Annotated in this window: 9 protein-coding genes and 4 pseudogenes; 12 read left to right on the top strand and 1 reads right to left on the bottom strand. The window is 62.0% G+C overall.

Going from position 1 to position 15,795, the window contains the following annotated elements; genetic code table 11:
• The first annotated feature begins 33 nt into the window (after positions 1–33).
• The 6 genes and pseudogenes from tldD (at position 34) to CUR85_RS11530 (ending at position 7,777) form a co-directional block, all read left to right on the top strand.
• Positions 34–1,455: a metalloprotease TldD gene (gene tldD / locus CUR85_RS11555; RefSeq protein WP_067267783.1), complete on the top strand. Its 1,422-nt coding sequence runs from the start codon at positions 34–36 to the stop codon at positions 1,453–1,455.
• 96 nt (positions 1,456–1,551) lie between these two features.
• A pseudogene (gene dprA / locus CUR85_RS11550) lies at positions 1,552–2,705 on the top strand (DNA-processing protein DprA).
• 242 nt (positions 2,706–2,947) lie between these two features.
• Positions 2,948–5,616: pseudogene (gene topA, locus CUR85_RS11545) on the top strand (type I DNA topoisomerase).
• A 150-nt stretch (positions 5,617–5,766) separates the two neighbouring features.
• Positions 5,767–6,354: a L,D-transpeptidase gene (locus CUR85_RS11540; RefSeq protein WP_067267261.1), complete on the top strand. Its 588-nt coding sequence runs from the start codon at positions 5,767–5,769 to the stop codon at positions 6,352–6,354.
• Between the two features lie 95 nt (positions 6,355–6,449).
• Complete coding sequence (locus CUR85_RS11535; RefSeq protein ID WP_067267259.1) at positions 6,450–7,154, top strand: CoA transferase subunit A; 705 nt, start codon at positions 6,450–6,452, stop codon at positions 7,152–7,154.
• Complete coding sequence (locus tag CUR85_RS11530; protein ID WP_067267257.1) at positions 7,154–7,777, top strand: CoA transferase subunit B; 624 nt, start codon at positions 7,154–7,156, stop codon at positions 7,775–7,777. The genes CUR85_RS11535 and CUR85_RS11530 overlap by 1 nt, the downstream gene beginning before the upstream one ends.
• A gap of 42 nt (positions 7,778–7,819) precedes the next feature.
• Here CUR85_RS11530 and CUR85_RS11525 read toward each other — a convergent pair whose 3' ends face one another.
• On the bottom strand, positions 7,820–8,635 hold the full coding sequence (locus tag CUR85_RS11525) for a lytic transglycosylase domain-containing protein (protein ID WP_067267256.1): 816 nt from the start codon (positions 8,633–8,635) through the stop codon (positions 7,820–7,822).
• 360 nt (positions 8,636–8,995) lie between these two features.
• On the opposite strand from CUR85_RS11525, the gene CUR85_RS11520 reads away from it, so the two are divergent.
• From CUR85_RS11520 to CUR85_RS20560, 6 genes and pseudogenes are all read left to right on the top strand, one after another.
• Positions 8,996–9,190 (top strand): Flp family type IVb pilin, encoded by a 195-nt coding sequence (locus CUR85_RS11520; protein ID WP_067267255.1) that lies wholly within the window; start codon positions 8,996–8,998, stop codon positions 9,188–9,190.
• Positions 9,191–9,600: 410 nt separating this feature from the next.
• Complete coding sequence (gene cpaB, locus CUR85_RS11515) at positions 9,601–10,461, top strand: Flp pilus assembly protein CpaB (protein ID WP_067267253.1); 861 nt, start codon at positions 9,601–9,603, stop codon at positions 10,459–10,461.
• Between the two features lie 205 nt (positions 10,462–10,666).
• Positions 10,667–12,094: a type II and III secretion system protein family protein gene (locus CUR85_RS11510; RefSeq protein ID WP_067267251.1), complete on the top strand. Its 1,428-nt coding sequence runs from the start codon at positions 10,667–10,669 to the stop codon at positions 12,092–12,094.
• Positions 12,095–12,098: 4 nt separating this feature from the next.
• Positions 12,099–12,773, top strand: coding sequence for an OmpA family protein (locus tag CUR85_RS11505; RefSeq protein ID WP_231886422.1), 675 nt, complete (start codon positions 12,099–12,101; stop codon positions 12,771–12,773).
• 287 nt (positions 12,774–13,060) lie between these two features.
• Positions 13,061–14,304 (top strand): annotated as a pseudogene (locus CUR85_RS11500) (CpaE/TadZ family protein).
• A gap of 24 nt (positions 14,305–14,328) precedes the next feature.
• Positions 14,329–15,795 (top strand): annotated as a pseudogene (locus CUR85_RS20560) (TadA family conjugal transfer-associated ATPase).

The following is a 15,795-nucleotide window of genomic DNA, read 5'->3' as shown; positions in this document are numbered from 1 at the left end:
GACAGTTTTGTGACAGCAAGCAAGGATACCCCGATGAGCCGCGCGCATTTCACCCCCTTCGAGGCCGATCTGGACCGAGAAACCGCTCTGAGCGTGCTGCGCGAGGCCGTGGCCGGTGCCGATGACGGGGAATTGTTCCTCGAACGCCGCCGTTCAGAGGCGCTGGTTTTCGACGACGGACGCCTCAAAACCGCAAGCTATGACGCCGCCGAGGGCTTTGGCCTGCGCGCCGTGCGCGGTGAGGTGGCAGGCTACGCCCATTCGACCGAGCTGAGCGAGGCCGCCCTGCGCCGCGCGGCGGAAACGGCGCGGCTGGCGGTGGGCGATGGCGGCGGCACTTGGGCGGATGCGCCTCAGGCCAGCAACACGCGTCTCTATACGGACGAAGACCCGATCGCGGGCCACGCCTTCCCGGTCAAGGTCGATACCCTGCGCGAGATCGACGCCTATGCCCGCAGCCTCGATTCCCGCGTGGTACAGGTGAGCGCCACGATCGCCGCCAGCATTCAAGAAGTCGAGATTCTCCGCCCCGAAGGACATTCGGTGCGCGACGTGCGCCCGATGACGCGGGTCAATGTCTCGGTCATTGTCGAGCAGGAAGGCCGCCGCGAAAGCGGCGGGGTCGGCGGCGGCGGGCGGATCGGCCTCGACGGTATGCTGGCCCCCGAAGATTGGCAGGCCAAGGTCCGCGAAGCCCTGCGCATCGCCTGTGTGAACCTTGAAGCCGTCCCTGCGCCCGCGGGCGTGATGGACGTGGTGCTTGGCCCCGGCTGGCCCGGCATTCTGCTGCACGAAGCTATCGGCCACGGGCTTGAGGGCGATTTCAACCGCAAGGGCTCCAGCGCCTTCGCCGGGCTGATGGGCCAACAGATCGCCGCCAAGGGCGTGACCGTGCTGGATGACGGCACGATCCCCGACCGGCGCGGCTCAATCTCAGTCGATGACGAGGGCACCCCCTCGGCGCGCAATGTGCTGATCGAAGATGGCGTGCTGGTCGGCTATATGCAGGACCGTCAGAACGGGCGGCTCATGAGCGGCGCCTCGACCGGGAACGGGCGGCGGCAGTCCTATGCGCATATCCCGATGCCGCGCATGACCAACACCTATATGCTGGGCGGCGAGGCGGCCCCGGGCGATATCGTGGCTGATCTCAAGGACGGGATCTATGCCGTGGGCTTCGGCGGCGGGCAGGTGGATATCACCAATGGTAAATTCGTCTTCTCCTGCACCGAGGCCTACCGTGTGCAGAACGGCAAGATCGGCGCGCCGGTCAAAGGCGCCACGTTGATCGGCGATGGGGCCACGGCCTTGCAAAAGATCCGCGCCATCGGCAATGACCCGACGCTCGACCCCGGCATGGGCAACTGTGGCAAACAGGGGCAATGGGTGCCGGTGGGTGTGGGCCAGCCCACTTTGATGATCGGCGGGCTGACCGTCGGCGGGGCTGCGACCTGACAGCACGCTGGGGTTGAATCAAATACGCGGGGAAATGTTCATAGGTTGTTAAGCACTAAATCCTATACCTGATTCTGCAACGGACGGAGTTTCGGGATGACTGACAAGGACCTACATCCTTCTTCCACTCACCCCCCACTCCCACCCACCCAGGAAGATGAACAGTTTGCCCGGCTTCGTCTGTTGCGCTCTCGCCGCGTGGGTATTTCGACCTATCGCCGCCTGCTGGATGAACATGGCTCTGCCCAAGAGGCGCTGAAGGCGCTGCCGGAAGTCGCGCGTGCCGCCGGGATATCAGACTACCGCATCTGCCCCGAAGGGGTGGTTCAGGCGGAACTCAACGCCGCCCGCCGCGCCGGGGCCCGGCTACTGGTTGAGGGGGAGGCACCCTACCCGCGCCTGCTCAGCGACCTTCCCGATGCGCCGCCCTTCCTATGGCTGATCGGCGACCCGGCATTGCTGGGCCGTCCGATGATCTCCCTCGTGGGCGCGCGAAACGCCTCTTCGCTTGGGCTGCGCATGGCCCGCAACCTCGCCGCCGAACTGGGGGAAGCTGGGTTAGTCGTGGTCTCCGGCCTTGCTCGGGGCATCGACGCGGCGGCGCATGAGGCTGCATTGCCCCGCGGCACCATCGCCGTGCAGGCGGGCGGGGTCGACATTATATACCCTAATGAGAACACTGCGCTGGCCGGTCAAATTGCCGCGCAGGGGCTGCGTTTGTCAGAGCAACCGATGGGGCTGCAACCGATGGCGCGGCACTTCCCTCGCCGCAATCGCATCATCTCGGGCCTGAGCCGTGCAACGGTGGTGGTTGAGGCGGCGGCCCGCTCGGGCAGTTTAATCACCGCCCGCGATGCGCTGGATCAGGGCCGCGACGTGCTTGCGGTCCCCGGCCATCCGATGGACGCCCGCGCGGCAGGCTGCAACATGCTAATCCGCGACGGCGCGGTGCTGGTGCGCTCTGCCGCGGATGTGTTGGAGGTTTTGCCGGAGGGGGAGCTCACACCCCGCCACCCCGCAGAAAGCCCCCCGCGGCCCCGCGCCCGGAATCGCCGCCGCGAAACCAAAGCCCTGTCGCGAAGCTCCATGCGCAGATCCTCTCTCGTCTCGGCCATGCGCCGGTTGCGGAGGATCAATTGATCCGCGACCTGCAAGTGCCGAGTAGCGATGTCGCCCCCGCGCTCCTCGATCTTGAGATGGAGGGGGAAATTCAGCGCCAACCCGGCGGGCTGCTCAGCCGCTCTGCCTGACGCCGCGAAGGAGCGCGGCCCGGTTAAAGCGCCGCGAAACCGGGGACCAACCGGGGGCAGTTGGTCGGGCCAAGCAAGCCTCGAATGCCGAGGGTCGATGCCGCCGAAATGGCCCATCCGGCCTGCGAAACCGCTGCGCCGCAAATCCGCGATACGCAGCAGCTGCATTGACAAACACCCCTGCAATCCCACATGAGACAGCGCAAAGCCGCCCCCGTTTTTGATCTAAGGTGCCTGTATTTATGCCCGTCGTCGTCGTCGAATCCCCAGCCAAGGCCAAAACGATCAACAAATATCTGGGCGACGATTACACCGTTCTCGCCTCTTACGGCCATGTCCGTGACCTGCCGCCAAAAGACGGCTCGGTCGACACTGACGCCGATTTCGACATGAAATGGGAGGTCGCCAGCGACAGCAAGAAACACGTCAAAGCCATCGCCGACGCGCTGGCCCAAGACAACGCATTGATCCTCGCGACTGACCCCGACCGCGAGGGCGAGGCGATCAGCTGGCACCTGCAAGAGGCGCTGACCAAGCGCAAATCGATCAAGAAGGACACGCCGGTGAGCCGCGTGGTCTTCAACCAGATCACCCAAAAGGCGGTGACCGAGGCGATGCAGAACCCGCGTCAGGTCGACATGCCGCTGGTCGAGGCCTATCTCGCCCGCCGCGCACTGGACTATCTGGTGGGGTTCAACCTCTCCCCCGTGCTTTGGCGCAAACTGCCCGGCGCGAAATCCGCGGGCCGCGTGCAATCGGTCACCCTGCGCCTCATCGTCGAGCGCGAGATGGAGATCGAGGCGTTTCGCGCCCGGGAATACTGGTCGGTAAAGGCGCTGCTCGCCACCCCGCGCGGTCAGGAATTCGAGGCCCGCCTCGTCTCGCTGGCCGGAAACAAGCTCGAACGTTTCGATCTGGCTGACGCCACACAGGCCGAGATGGCGGTGCAGGCGATCACCTCCCGCGCGCTGAAGGTGATGAATGTCGAGGCGAAACCGGCCAGCCGCAACCCCTCGGCCCCCTTCATGACCTCGACCCTGCAACAGGAGGCCAGCCGCAAGTTTTCGATGGGCGCGCGCCAGACCATGTCGACCGCGCAGCGTCTCTACGAGGCCGGCCACATCACTTACATGCGGACCGACGGCATCGACATGGCGCCCGAGGCCGTCTCCATGGCGCGCGACGCGATCAAGGACCGTTTTGGCGCGGATTACGTGCCGAAAGAGCCGCGCATCTACAAGAACAAGGCGAAGAACGCGCAGGAAGCCCACGAATGTATCCGCCCGACGGATATGACCAAGGACGCCAAAGCGCTGAAGCTCGACGCCGATCAGGCGAAACTCTATGATCTGATCTGGAAACGCACCCTCGCCTGCCAGATGGAAAGCGCCCGGCTGGAACGCACCACCGTCGAGATCGGCAGCGACGATGCGCAGGTCGGCCTGCGCGCCAACGGTCAGGTCGTGCTCTTCGACGGTTTCCTGCGGGTCTACGAGGAAGGCCGCGACGATGTGGTTGATGAGGACGACAAGCGCCTGCCGCAGATCCATCAGGGCGATGCGATGGACAAGCGCAGCGTCACGCCCGAGCAGCATTTCACCCAGCCCCCGCCGCGCTACACCGAGGCGACGCTGGTCAAGAAGATGGAAGAGCTCGGCATCGGCCGCCCCTCGACCTATGCCAGCATCGTCACCACGATTCAGGACCGCGAATATGTTCGCAAGGATGGCAACCGCCTGATCCCGAGGATAAGGGCCGTCTGGTGACCGCCTTTCTTGAAAACTACTTCCGCCGCTACATCGGCTATGACTTCACCGCCGATCTGGAAGACCAACTCGATAAGGTCAGCGCCGGGGATGCTGCCTATAAAGAAGTGCTGCGCCGCTTCTGGCGCGATTTCTCGGCCGCCATCGCCGAGACATCCGAGCTGCGCATTACCGAAGTGCTGGAAAAGATTAACGAGGTGCTGGAGCCGCATCTCTTCCCGCCCACCGAAGACGGCAGCGACCCGAGGCTTTGCCCCAATTGCGAGATTGGCCGCCTGTCGATGCGCACCGCGCGCTCGGGCGGCGCCTTCATCGGCTGCTCGAACTACCCCGAATGCCGCTACACCCGCCCCTTCGGCCCGCCAGACCCGGAGGCCGAAGCCTCGGCCATTCCGCCCGACGGCAAGCTTCTAGGTGAGGATCAGGGCGACGAAATCCGCGTCTTCAAGGGCCGCTTCGGGCCCTACGTTCAACGCGGCCCGGTGACGGAAGAAAACAAGAAGCCCCCGCGCCAGTCGATCCCCAAGGATTGGGTGCCCGAGGATCTGACGCTGGAACAGGGCGTGATGCTCCTGTCGCTCCCGCGTGAGATCGGCCCCCACCCCGAGGATGGCGTCATGGTCTGGGCCAACATCGGGCGCTATGGGCCTTACATCAAACACGCCGAAAGCACCTCGCACCGGGGCGGCACCAATGCCAATCTCGAAGGCATCGATGAGGTTTGGACCGTCGGCATGAACCGCGCCGTGCAGTTGTTGGCCGAGAAAGTCGCCAGCCGCGGTGGCCGGGGCAAGGCCGCGAAACCGATCCGCGAGATGGGCGAGCACCCGGATATGGGCGGCGCGGTCAACGTCATGGAGGGCAAATACGGGCCTTATGTGAAATGGGAAAAGGTCAACGCCACGATCCCGAAGGAGATCGAACCGGCAGACCTGACCATGGAGCGCGCGGTGGAGTTGATCGAAGAGAAGCTCGCCAAATCCCCCGCCAAACGCAAAGCGGCGACGAAGAAGGCACCGGCCAAGAAGACGGCAGCCAAGAAGCCCGCGGCGAAAAAGACGTCCACCAAAAAGGCCCCGGCAAAGACGGCGGCCAAGAAACCCGCGGCCAAGAAAACAACCGCGAAAAAAGCCGACAGCGCGTAAGCCGCGCCTAGGCACAGCAACCGCGCCGGGGGTCGGCGTGGTTCCGCCTGCGGCCTGCCTTTATATCCGGCATCATGAATATGTGATTTGCCATTCCCCTTCGATTTTCGGATCAGGGGCGGCGGCAAGACCACTATGAAAGGCAGATCAATGTCAGGCATGAAATTCACCCGGCGCGGGCTGATCGCCGCAAGCGGCGCGGCGCTGATGACGCCGCAGATCCTGCGCGCGCAGGAACCCGGCCAAGCGCCCCGCGAATATTCCGCCGAACCTCCGGTGTCGCGCAACACGTCGAGCTTTGCCACCCAGCGTTGGCAGGACCATTTCGACAGCCTTGGCAAAGGCGCGATCGTAGCCGACACCACCAGCCGCGCCCTGCATTACTGGAGCGCGGACGGTCAGACCTATAAGGTCTACCCTACCTCCGTGCCCGCCACCGAAGAGCTGACCAAGCGCGGCTACACCGAGATCGTGCGCAAGAAGGAAGGCCCCGACTGGACGCCCACCGCCTCGATGATGGAGCGCTTTCCGCATTACAAATACATGCCGCCGGGCCCCGACAACCCGCTCGGCACCCATGCGATGTACCTCAGCTGGCCCGCCTATATCATTCACGGCACCCATGACACGCGCAAGATCGGGCGGCGGTCCTCGGACGGTTGCATCGGGCTTTATAACGAGAAGATCGAAGAGCTTTTCGGCCTCTGCCCCGTGGGCACGCAGGTGCGCATCATCTGACCTTCCGGGCGGCCTTTCCTGCGTAGCACCACGTAATTGACACTGCCCCGACGCAGGGTCACATATGGCGCAGCGAAACTGTAGGGAGGTCGCCCGTGAACAAAATCTATGGATCCGCCGCCGAGGCGCTGGAAGGCGTTCTGTCGGATGGCATGCTGATCGCCGCCGGGGGCTTTGGCCTTTGCGGCATTCCGGAATTGCTGTTGCAGGCGATCAAGGAAAACGGGGCCAAAGACCTCACCTTTGCGTCGAACAATGCGGGCGTCGATGACTTCGGCATCGGCATTCTGCTGCAATCGCGGCAGGTGAAGAAGATGATCTCCTCCTATGTGGGGGAGAATGCCGAGTTCATGCGCCAGTATCTCTCGGGCGAACTTGAGCTCGAATTCAACCCTCAGGGCACATTGGCCGAGCGCATGCGCGCGGGTGGTGCGGGCATCCCGGGTTTCTACACCAAGACCGGCGTCGGCACCCAGATCGCCGAGGGCAAGGAAGTGAAACAGTTCCACGGCGAGGATTACATCCTCGAAGAGGGCATCTTTGCCGATCTGTCGATCGTGAAAGCGTGGAAGGCCGATGACACCGGCAACCTCGTCTTCCGCAAGACCGCGCGCAACTTCAACCCGCCCGCGGCCATGTGCGGCAAGGTCTGCATCGTCGAGGTCGAAGAGATCGTCCCCCGCGGCAGCCTCGACCCCGACCACATCCACCTGCCGGGCATCTACGTGCATCGCATCATTCAAGGCGAGCATGAGAAACGCATCGAGAAGGTCACGACACGCAAGCGGGAGGACGCATAATGCCTTGGGATAGAGATCAGATGGCGGCGCGGGCCGCAGAGGAACTCGAAGACGGCATGTATGTGAACCTCGGCATCGGTATCCCGACGCTGGTGGCGAATTACGTCGGCGATAAGGACATCACCCTTCAGTCCGAGAACGGCATGCTGGGCATGGGCCCCTTCCCTTACGAGGGCGAGGAAGACCCCGACCTGATCAACGCTGGCAAGCAGACCATTACCGAGTTGAGCCGCACCGCCTATTTCGACAGCGCCATGTCCTTTGGCATGATCCGCGGCGGCAAGATCGCAGCGGCGATCCTCGGCGCCATGGAAGTGGCCGAGAACGGCGATCTGGCGAACTGGATGATCCCCGGCAAGCTCGTCAAGGGCATGGGCGGCGCGATGGACCTCGTGGCCGGTGTCCGCAAGGTCATCGTGGTGATGGACCACCAGAACAAGGCCGGTGACTCGAAGGTGCTGAAAGAATGCACCCTGCCGCTGACCGGCAAGGGTGTGGTCGACCGGATCATCACCAACCTCGGTGTGCTCGATGTGGTCGAAGGTGGCTTGAAGATCGTCGAATGCGCCGATGGCGTGACCGAGGACGAGCTGCGCGCCGCGACCCAAGCGACCATCGTTTGAGAAAACAGCCCTCGGCGGCATCCGGGGGCATGCCCGTCGCGCTCAGTTCATCGCGGCAAAAACGCAGCCATCGCTGATCAGTTCCGGCGGTGTTAGGCAAAGCCCCTGCGCCACTTGAAACGCCGCCAGCACCTTGGGCACATAGTCGCGCGTCTCGGCAAAAGGCGGCACGCCCGCATGTTTGCGCACCGACCCCTCCCCCGCGTTATAACCCGCAAGCACGAGAATCGGATCGCGGTCGAACTCCCCCATCAGCCAGTCGAGGTATTTGACCCCGCCCGAGATATTCTCGGCCGCGACCATACTGTCGCGCACACCAAAACGGGCGGCGGTATCGGGCATCAGTTGCATCAGGCCAGCCGCCCCCGCCCGGCTGACCGCATCGGCGCGGCCTGCGGATTCCACGCTGATCACCGCCAGCACCAGCGCCGGAGAGACATTCGTACCAACCGTAGCGCGCAGGATATCCACCCCATTGCTGCGCGCGATATCCTGCAGATGCTGCAAACGCGGCGCGGGGACTTGACCGCCGGAAAGCGCCGCCATCGCGGGCGCCAACCGCCCTGCCCCGCTCCGCTCAGCCGCTGGAGAGATTTTATCCCAGAACCAATCGAACTGCCCGGCATTCAAAGGCGCAATCGCGCCGCTCGGGGTCGCGGCGACCGCGGGGCCTGCGTCCACCTCCGCCGCTGCCGCGGCGCGGGCCGCCGGATCGATTTGCACCGTGATGCGTTTGGCCCCCTTCTTGGGCGGGCCGACCCGTTTGGCCGAGAACTCAGGGAACGGTTTCGGCCCTTCTGCCATGGCGGCAGGGGCCATAAGAGCCGTGACCAGCGAGAATGCCAATATGCGATACATGCCTGCTCTACCTTGCGTCTAACGCGCCTTTGCGCGGCAATATCACACGAATCGTGGAATCGGGCCAGCGTTTGAGGCGGGGGATCATGGCAATTTCGCCGCAATTGCGGTGTTCGACGGTGGGAAAGCGCAGGCGGAAGACCCGATACGAGAATTAAAACGACTATAAACAGAGAGTTAACATGTTTCCGCAAGAAAAACGCGGACAGTCTGGAAAAGGCACGTTTGCTGCCAAATTCGCGCCCCAATCTGACGGCTATATAGGGTCATACCAAGTCGGACAGCTTCAAATGAGAGAGCGAGGCAAACCGGACGGCGAGGTTAAGACCTTTTACTCAGTGATCCTTGGAGGGACATGACATGATGAACTTTATCAAAAACTTCCGCAAAGACGAAGACGGTGCCGTGACAGTTGACTGGGTCGTTCTGACCGCTGCGATCGTTGGCCTGGCCATTGTTGCGTTCAACACAATCGGTGACAACGTCGAAACAATGTCGGACAATATCGCCACAGACATCACTAACTTCGAAACAACAGCTGACCGCAGCAACTAATCGCTAGTTGAGCGAAATCTAATCATTAGGGCCGCACCTCCAGCCGGGAGCGGCCCCTTTTGTCTTCAAACTAGGCACGAAGCTTCTTAGGAAAAAAACCTTATGCGCCGCGCCCTTCACTATTTTTTACGCAGTCAATCTGGTGCCATCACTGTAGATTGGCTTGTCCTGACCGCCGGGCTGGCCGGCCTAGCGATCCTAGCGCTGAGCCTGTTCTCCGACAGCCTAGACGTACTTGTTGAATATATCCGGGTAAAGCTCACAACTTGAGCCATCTAATGCCGCGATGCACTAGGCCAAAGTCCTTCCCGTCGCCCCCACACAGACCAATTCTCGCCATAATCGGCAGCTAACTTTCTGGGGTGATCAAAGCGAGCCGAGATTCGCTTCCATAGCAAAGAGGTAACATCATGCGAGCCGTATTCGGATTGGTTCTTTTGGTAGGTGTCGCACTTGCCGGCGGCGCCGTTTATCTGGCGAAAGACCGGATTTCACAGTATCAAGCCGCCAACGCGCAAGCCCAAGCCGCGCTGGCGCAGGTCGTGCCAACGAAAACCGTTTGGGTGGCCGACAAGCCCTTGAAATACGGGCAGCCCCTCACCCGCGAGGACGTTCGTGCGGTGAAATGGCCTGAGAATGCCATTCCCGAGGGCAGTTTCGTCGAAGAAATCGCCCTTTTCCCGGAGAACACCAAAGAACAACGCATCGTGCTGCGCAACATCGAGAAAGATGAAGCGATCATGGCCGTCAAGGTGACCGAGCCGGGCGAAGATTCCGGTCTCACCTCCCGTTTGGCCCGCGGCACGCGTGCCTTCACCATCAAAGTCGACGTCTCTAGCGGCGTTTCGGGCTTCCTGCGCCCCGGGGACCGGGTTGACGTCTATTGGACGGGCCGCGTGAACGTGGGCAACCAATCCAGCAACGGCGATGTGACCAAGCTGATCGAATCTGGCGTGCAACTGATCGCCATCGACCAGAGCGCCGATGCGCTGGTGATGGAAGAAGCCTCGATCGCCAAGACAGTGACGGTGGCCGTAAAGCCGCAACAGGTGGCCGCCCTTGCCCAGGCACAATCTACCGGCAAACTCTCCCTCGCTCTCGTCGGCACGAATGACGACACCGTGGCCGAGGCCATCGAAGTCGACCAACGTTCGCTTCTGGGAATCGAGGCGCAAGAGACCATCGCCGAAGTAACCAAAGAGAAGGTTTGCACGATCCGCACCCGCCGCGGGGCTGAGGTGGTCGAACTGCCGATCCCCTGCACAAACTGACCTGAAAACAACCTCTTGCTAAGTTAATGAAGGCGCCGCACCCCCCCTGCGGCGTCTTTCATTTTTGCAGCTATGTTGCGCATAGCCCACATGCACAGCGCCCGCGAAGAGCTTGATTCTTGCAATAAATTTGGAATTGCCGCAGAGTGTTGCCAAACGAGGGCAAAAAGACCCATCCCGAGGCGTGATCAAAAAGGCAGGTCACATGAAAATCGATAGATTTCTTAAAGCGGCCCTTCTGGGGCTGACACTGGGCGCAATGCCGATGGCATTGACCCTGCCCAGTTCAGCTGGCGCCGACACGCTGCGCGTTGTCAAACGCGGCACCAATTCCAGCCTCGACGTCCCGATGAACCGCGCCGTGGTGGTGGAAAGCGACATTCCCTTCGCGGAACTCAGCATCGCCAACCCCGGCATCGCGGATATCTCCTCCCTGTCTGACCGCACGATCTATGTGTTGGGCAAATCGCCGGGGCTGACCACGCTCACGCTGCTCGACGCGGCAGGGCAGTTGATCACCAATGTCGATGTCCGCGTCGCGGCGGATGTCTCTGAATTCAAAGAACGGCTGCGTCAAATCCTGCCGGGTGAGAAGATCGAAGTGCGCACCGCTAATGACGGTATCGTGCTGTCGGGCATTGTCTCTTCCACACAACGGCTGCAACGCGCGCTCGATCTGGCCGAACGCTATGCTCCCGAACGGGTCAGCAACCTGATGAGCGTGGGCGGCATCCAGCAGGTCATGATGAAGGTCCGTTTTGCCGAGATGCAGCGCAACGTGTCGAAATCGCTCGGCTCTTCGCTGGCAATCAACGGCGGCTCCGATTTCAGCGCGGGCACTGGCAGCACCAATACGTCAGGCGGGGTCGCGACCTCGCTTGGCGGGTCGATCCCATCGGCGAACCAGAACGCAGGCGCGGTGCTTTTCGGCTTCAACGCAGGCTCTACCCAAGTGGGCATCCTGTTGGAAGCATTGGAAGAAAAGGGCGTGGTCCGGTTCTTGGCAGAGCCGAACCTCGTGGCGCTTTCAGGGCAAGAGGCCAAGTTCCTCGCCGGGGGCGAGTACCCGATCCCAGTCGCCCAAACCAGTGATACGGTGTCGGTGGAGTTCAAACCCTTCGGCGTAGAACTCGCCTTTATTCCGCGCGTCGTGGACAAGGATATCATCAACCTTGAGATGAACGCCGCCGTTTCGGCCATCGACGCAAGCAACAGCATTTCATTGGGCAACGGCATCGAGATTTCCGCCTTCACCCGCCGCGAGACCTCGACCACGGTCGAGATGCGTGACGGTGAAAGCTTTGCCATCGCGGGCCTTTTGACCGACGATTTCACCGACAGCACGCGGCAACTGCCGTGGATCGGCGATGTGCCGGTGTTGGGCGCACTGTTCCGTTCGGCGGATTACCAGCGCAGCCAGACCGAATTGGTCATCATCGTCACCGCCCATCTGGTCACCCCGACCCGAGGCGAAGCGCTGGCCCTGCCCACGGACCGCATCAAACCGCCCTCTGAAAAAGACCTGTTCCTGCACGGGCGCACGGCGGATGGCACCCGCACCCCGAGCCGCGGTGCTGCGGGCGAAGTGGCCAAGCAGGACTTCCGCGGTTCCTACGGTTATGTACTGGATTGATCCGATGACACGCAGACATATCACGTTGATCGCTGGCACCGCGGCCCTTGCCGGGCTCGCCGCCTGCGCGCCCAGCAACGATCCGGTCTATACGCAGTTCTACCGCGAGGCGGGGTCGATCGTGGACACCGGCCAATTCGGCAATGCTACGCTGCACAACCGCCAAGTCATGACCGGCGAAAAGCGTGTGACCTTTGATCTGGCGAACCGTTTCTCTAACGAAGTCCGCTCGACCGTCACCTTCGCCTTCAACTCGGCCCGACTGGACGCGAATGCGAAAGCCATCCTGCGCCAGCAGGCCAGCTGGATTCGCCAATTCCCCGAGATTCGCTTCCGCGTCTATGGTCACACCGATCTGGTCGGCTCGCAGGCCTATAACCGCGCCTTGGGGCTGCGCCGGGCGCAGGCCGTGGTGCGCTATCTCTCGACCTTGGGAATCAGCCCCAGCCGTTTGGAAGCCGTTGTTTCCTTTGGCGAAACGCAGCCGCTGATCGTGACCCAGGGCCGCGAGCGCCGCAACCGGCGCACGGTGACCGAGGTCAGCGGCTTCGTCCAGGGCCACCCGATGCTGCTGGACGGCAAATATGCGCAGATCATCTACCGCGAATATGTAGCCAGCGCCGTGCCCCCCTCTCAGCTAAGCTCCGGTGCCACCGAAGCAGGTGGCGGCGGGGAGTAAAGGTAAGCCCTTCTTTCGCATGGATAATATCCCCCGCGCCTTTGGGTCGCGGGGTTTTCGTCTCTGAAAAGCCATGTCCAATCGGGCGCGAATGGACGTATCGTTTCAAGATACCCAACAATAGAGGCTTTTTGGCCCCAATCTCGCCCCAGTTGGGGGTGATATTCGACGCAGAAGGATAAATGTGCCCGGCTCAAGAGCCGCGCATGAGGCAGAGGTCAGAGCGTTCGCAGCGACAGAATATCGCCGCCCTCCGGCCAAACCGTTGATGTAAAGGACAAAAGGTCATGAGCAGCACTATGCCACAACCCGAAGCAGCGCCGATCGTTGCCTGCACAATCAGCCGTGATGTACAGAACTTCGACCTCTTGATCGAAGATATGGAAGCCACTTTGGGCGAAAGCTGGGGCGATCTGGGATTCGCCGAGGCGCTGGCATTCTTCAGCCAACCCGAAGCCGAGGCGATGGAATTCGTCGCCCTCGCCATGGATGAGACCGACGAGGACAACCTCGTTTTGATGAGTGAAATCATCACGCAGGCCAAGGCGCGCAACATCCGGGTGATCCTGATCGCCGAAGACATGACCCCCGCCGCGTTGCATTCGCTGCTGCGGCAGGGGGCCGATGAATTCGTCCCCTATCCGCTGCCCGAAGGCGAATTGGCCCAGGCCATCGCCCGCGTCCGCGCCGGAGAGAACGCCCCCCTGCCCCCGCAGCCGACAGCAGCACGCCGCAGTTGAAGGCCGGTGCGCAAAAGGATGGCGCACTGATCGTGGTGCATGGTTTGGCTGGCGGCACCGGGGCCACGACCCTTGCCGTGAACCTCGCTTGGGAACTGGCGAATGCCGACAAGAAAAACCCGCCCTCGGTCTGCCTGCTGGATTTCGACCTGCAATATGGCTCGGTCGCGACTTTCCTTGATCTGCAACGTCGCGAGGCGGTCTATGAGATGATGTCCGACACGGAATCCATGGACGAAGAGATCTTTGGCCAAGCGCTGCAAACCTTTGAGGACAAGCTGCATGTGCTGACCGCCCCGGCAGAGATGCTGCCGCTCGACATCGTGACCAACGAAGATATCGACCGCATCCTCAACATGGCCCGCAACCAGTTCGACTATGTCATCGTCGACATGCCCTCGACGCTGGTACAATGGTCCGAAACGGTGCTGACCAGCGCGCATGTCTACTTTGCCATGCTGGAACTCGACATGCGCTCGGCCCAGAACGCGCTGCGCTTCAAACGGGCACTGCAATCCGAGGAACTGCCCTTTGAAAAGCTGCGCTATGTGATGAACCGCGCGCCGAAATTCACCGATCTCAGCGCCAAGAGCCGGGTCAAGCGCATGGCCGAATCGTTGAGCATTTCGATCGACGTGCAGATGCCCGATGGCGGCAAGGCGGTGACGCAGGCCAATGACCACGGGCTGCCGCTGGCCAATTCCGCGCCGAAAAGCCCGCTGCGCCGCGAAATCGCCAAACTGGCAAGCTCCATCCACGATCTCAAGGGCGAGCAGGCCAAAGCCGCCTGAGCCCCCTAGCGAAAGAGCGTACCGATGTTCTCGAAATACAAGAAACCAGCCTCTGCCAGCCCGAAAGCCGCCGCCCCCGCGCCGGCGCGTGAGGCCAAGCCAGCCAAAGCCGCCCAGCCCGCCCCCGCGGCGCCTGCGCCCGCGCCGGCGGCCAAACCGGTTTCAATGCGCCGCGCGGTCAAGCCCGCCGCCGTCTCCCCGAGGACCGTGAGGTCAAGCGCAAGCAGCGGATGAGTGAGATCAAACTCGAATTGCACCGCGCGCTTTTGGACAACCTCAACCTCGCCGCGCTGGAACATGCCTCGGAAGCTGATTTGCGGCAGGAAATCAACGATATCGCCGTTGAGATCCTTTCGGAAAAGAGCATCGTGCTCAACCGCGAAGACCGCATGACGCTGAACTCCGAGCTTTATGACGAGGTCACCGGTCTTGGCCCCCTAGAGACGCTGCTGAAAGACGACAGCGTCAATGATATTCTGGTGAACGGCCCGCAGCAGATTTTCGTCGAACGCGACGGCAAGCTGCAATTGACCGACATCACCTTCAAAGACGAAAAACACCTGCTGCGGATCATCGACAAGATCGTCTCGGCGGTGGGGCGTCGGGTGGACGAAAGCAACCCTTACGTTGACGCGCGTCTCAAAGACGGCTCGCGTTTCAACGCCATGGTGCCCCGGTGGCCGTCGATGGCTCGCTCGTGTCCATTCGTAAGTTCAAGAAAGACAAGCTGGGCATCGACGATCTGGTGAACTTCGGCGCCTTCTCGGAAGAGATGGCCGCCTATTTGCAGGCCGCCGTGGCCACGCGTCTCAACATCATCGTGTCGGGCGGTACGGGCTCGGGTAAGACCACCACGCTCAACGCGCTGTCGTCTTTCATCGACAATGCCGAACGCATTCTGACCATCGAAGACACCGCCGAATTGCAACTGCAACAGACCCATGTGGGCCGGATGGAAAGCCGCCCGCCCAACGTCGAAGGCAAGGGCGAAGTCTCCCCCGCGACTGTCTGAAAAACGCCCTTCGGATGCGCCCCGACCGCATCATCGTCGGCGAGACACGCGGCGAAGAGGTCATCGACATGTTGCAGGCGATGAACACCGGCCACGACGGTTCCATGACCACGATTCACGCCAACTCGGCCCGCGATGGCATCAGCCGTCTGGAAAACATGATTGCCATGGCCGGGATCGAAATGCCGCTGAAAGCGATGCGCAGCCAGATTTCCTCGGCTGTGAACCTGATCGTGCAGGCCAGCCGCTTGCAAGACGGCTCGCGCCGAATGACCTCGATCACCGAGATCACGGGCATGGAGGGCGAGGTCATCTCGATGCAAGAGATCTTCCGCTTCCAGCGCGTCGGCCTGACGCCTGAGAACAAGATCATCGGCCATTTCACCGCCACCGGCGTGCGCAGCCACTTCTCTGAGCGGTTCCGCATGTGGGGCTATGACCTGCCCGCCTCGATCTACGAACCCGTGGCGGCCCAGTAA

The organism is Sulfitobacter faviae, from assembly GCF_029870955.1.
Taxonomy (GTDB): domain Bacteria; phylum Pseudomonadota; class Alphaproteobacteria; order Rhodobacterales; family Rhodobacteraceae; genus Sulfitobacter; species Sulfitobacter faviae.
The sequence above is the reverse complement of the archived record's forward strand: the minus strand, read 5'-3'. Positions and strand labels throughout refer to the sequence as shown.

Coding starts and splice junctions, on each gene's coding strand:
- CUR85_RS11505 (WP_231886422.1), top strand. CDS start 12,099: ATGACACGCAGACATATCACGTTGATCGCTGGCACCGCGGCCCTTGCC.
- CUR85_RS11540 (WP_067267261.1), top strand. CDS start 5,767: ATGTCAGGCATGAAATTCACCCGGCGCGGGCTGATCGCCGCAAGCGGC.
- CUR85_RS11520 (WP_067267255.1), top strand. CDS start 8,996: ATGATGAACTTTATCAAAAACTTCCGCAAAGACGAAGACGGTGCCGTG.
- CUR85_RS11525 (WP_067267256.1), bottom strand. CDS start 8,635: ATGTATCGCATATTGGCATTCTCGCTGGTCACGGCTCTTATGGCCCCT.
- CUR85_RS11510 (WP_067267251.1), top strand. CDS start 10,667: ATGAAAATCGATAGATTTCTTAAAGCGGCCCTTCTGGGGCTGACACTG.
- CUR85_RS11530 (WP_067267257.1), top strand. CDS start 7,154: ATGCCTTGGGATAGAGATCAGATGGCGGCGCGGGCCGCAGAGGAACTC.
- tldD (WP_067267783.1), top strand. CDS start 34: ATGAGCCGCGCGCATTTCACCCCCTTCGAGGCCGATCTGGACCGAGAA.
- cpaB (WP_067267253.1), top strand. CDS start 9,601: ATGCGAGCCGTATTCGGATTGGTTCTTTTGGTAGGTGTCGCACTTGCC.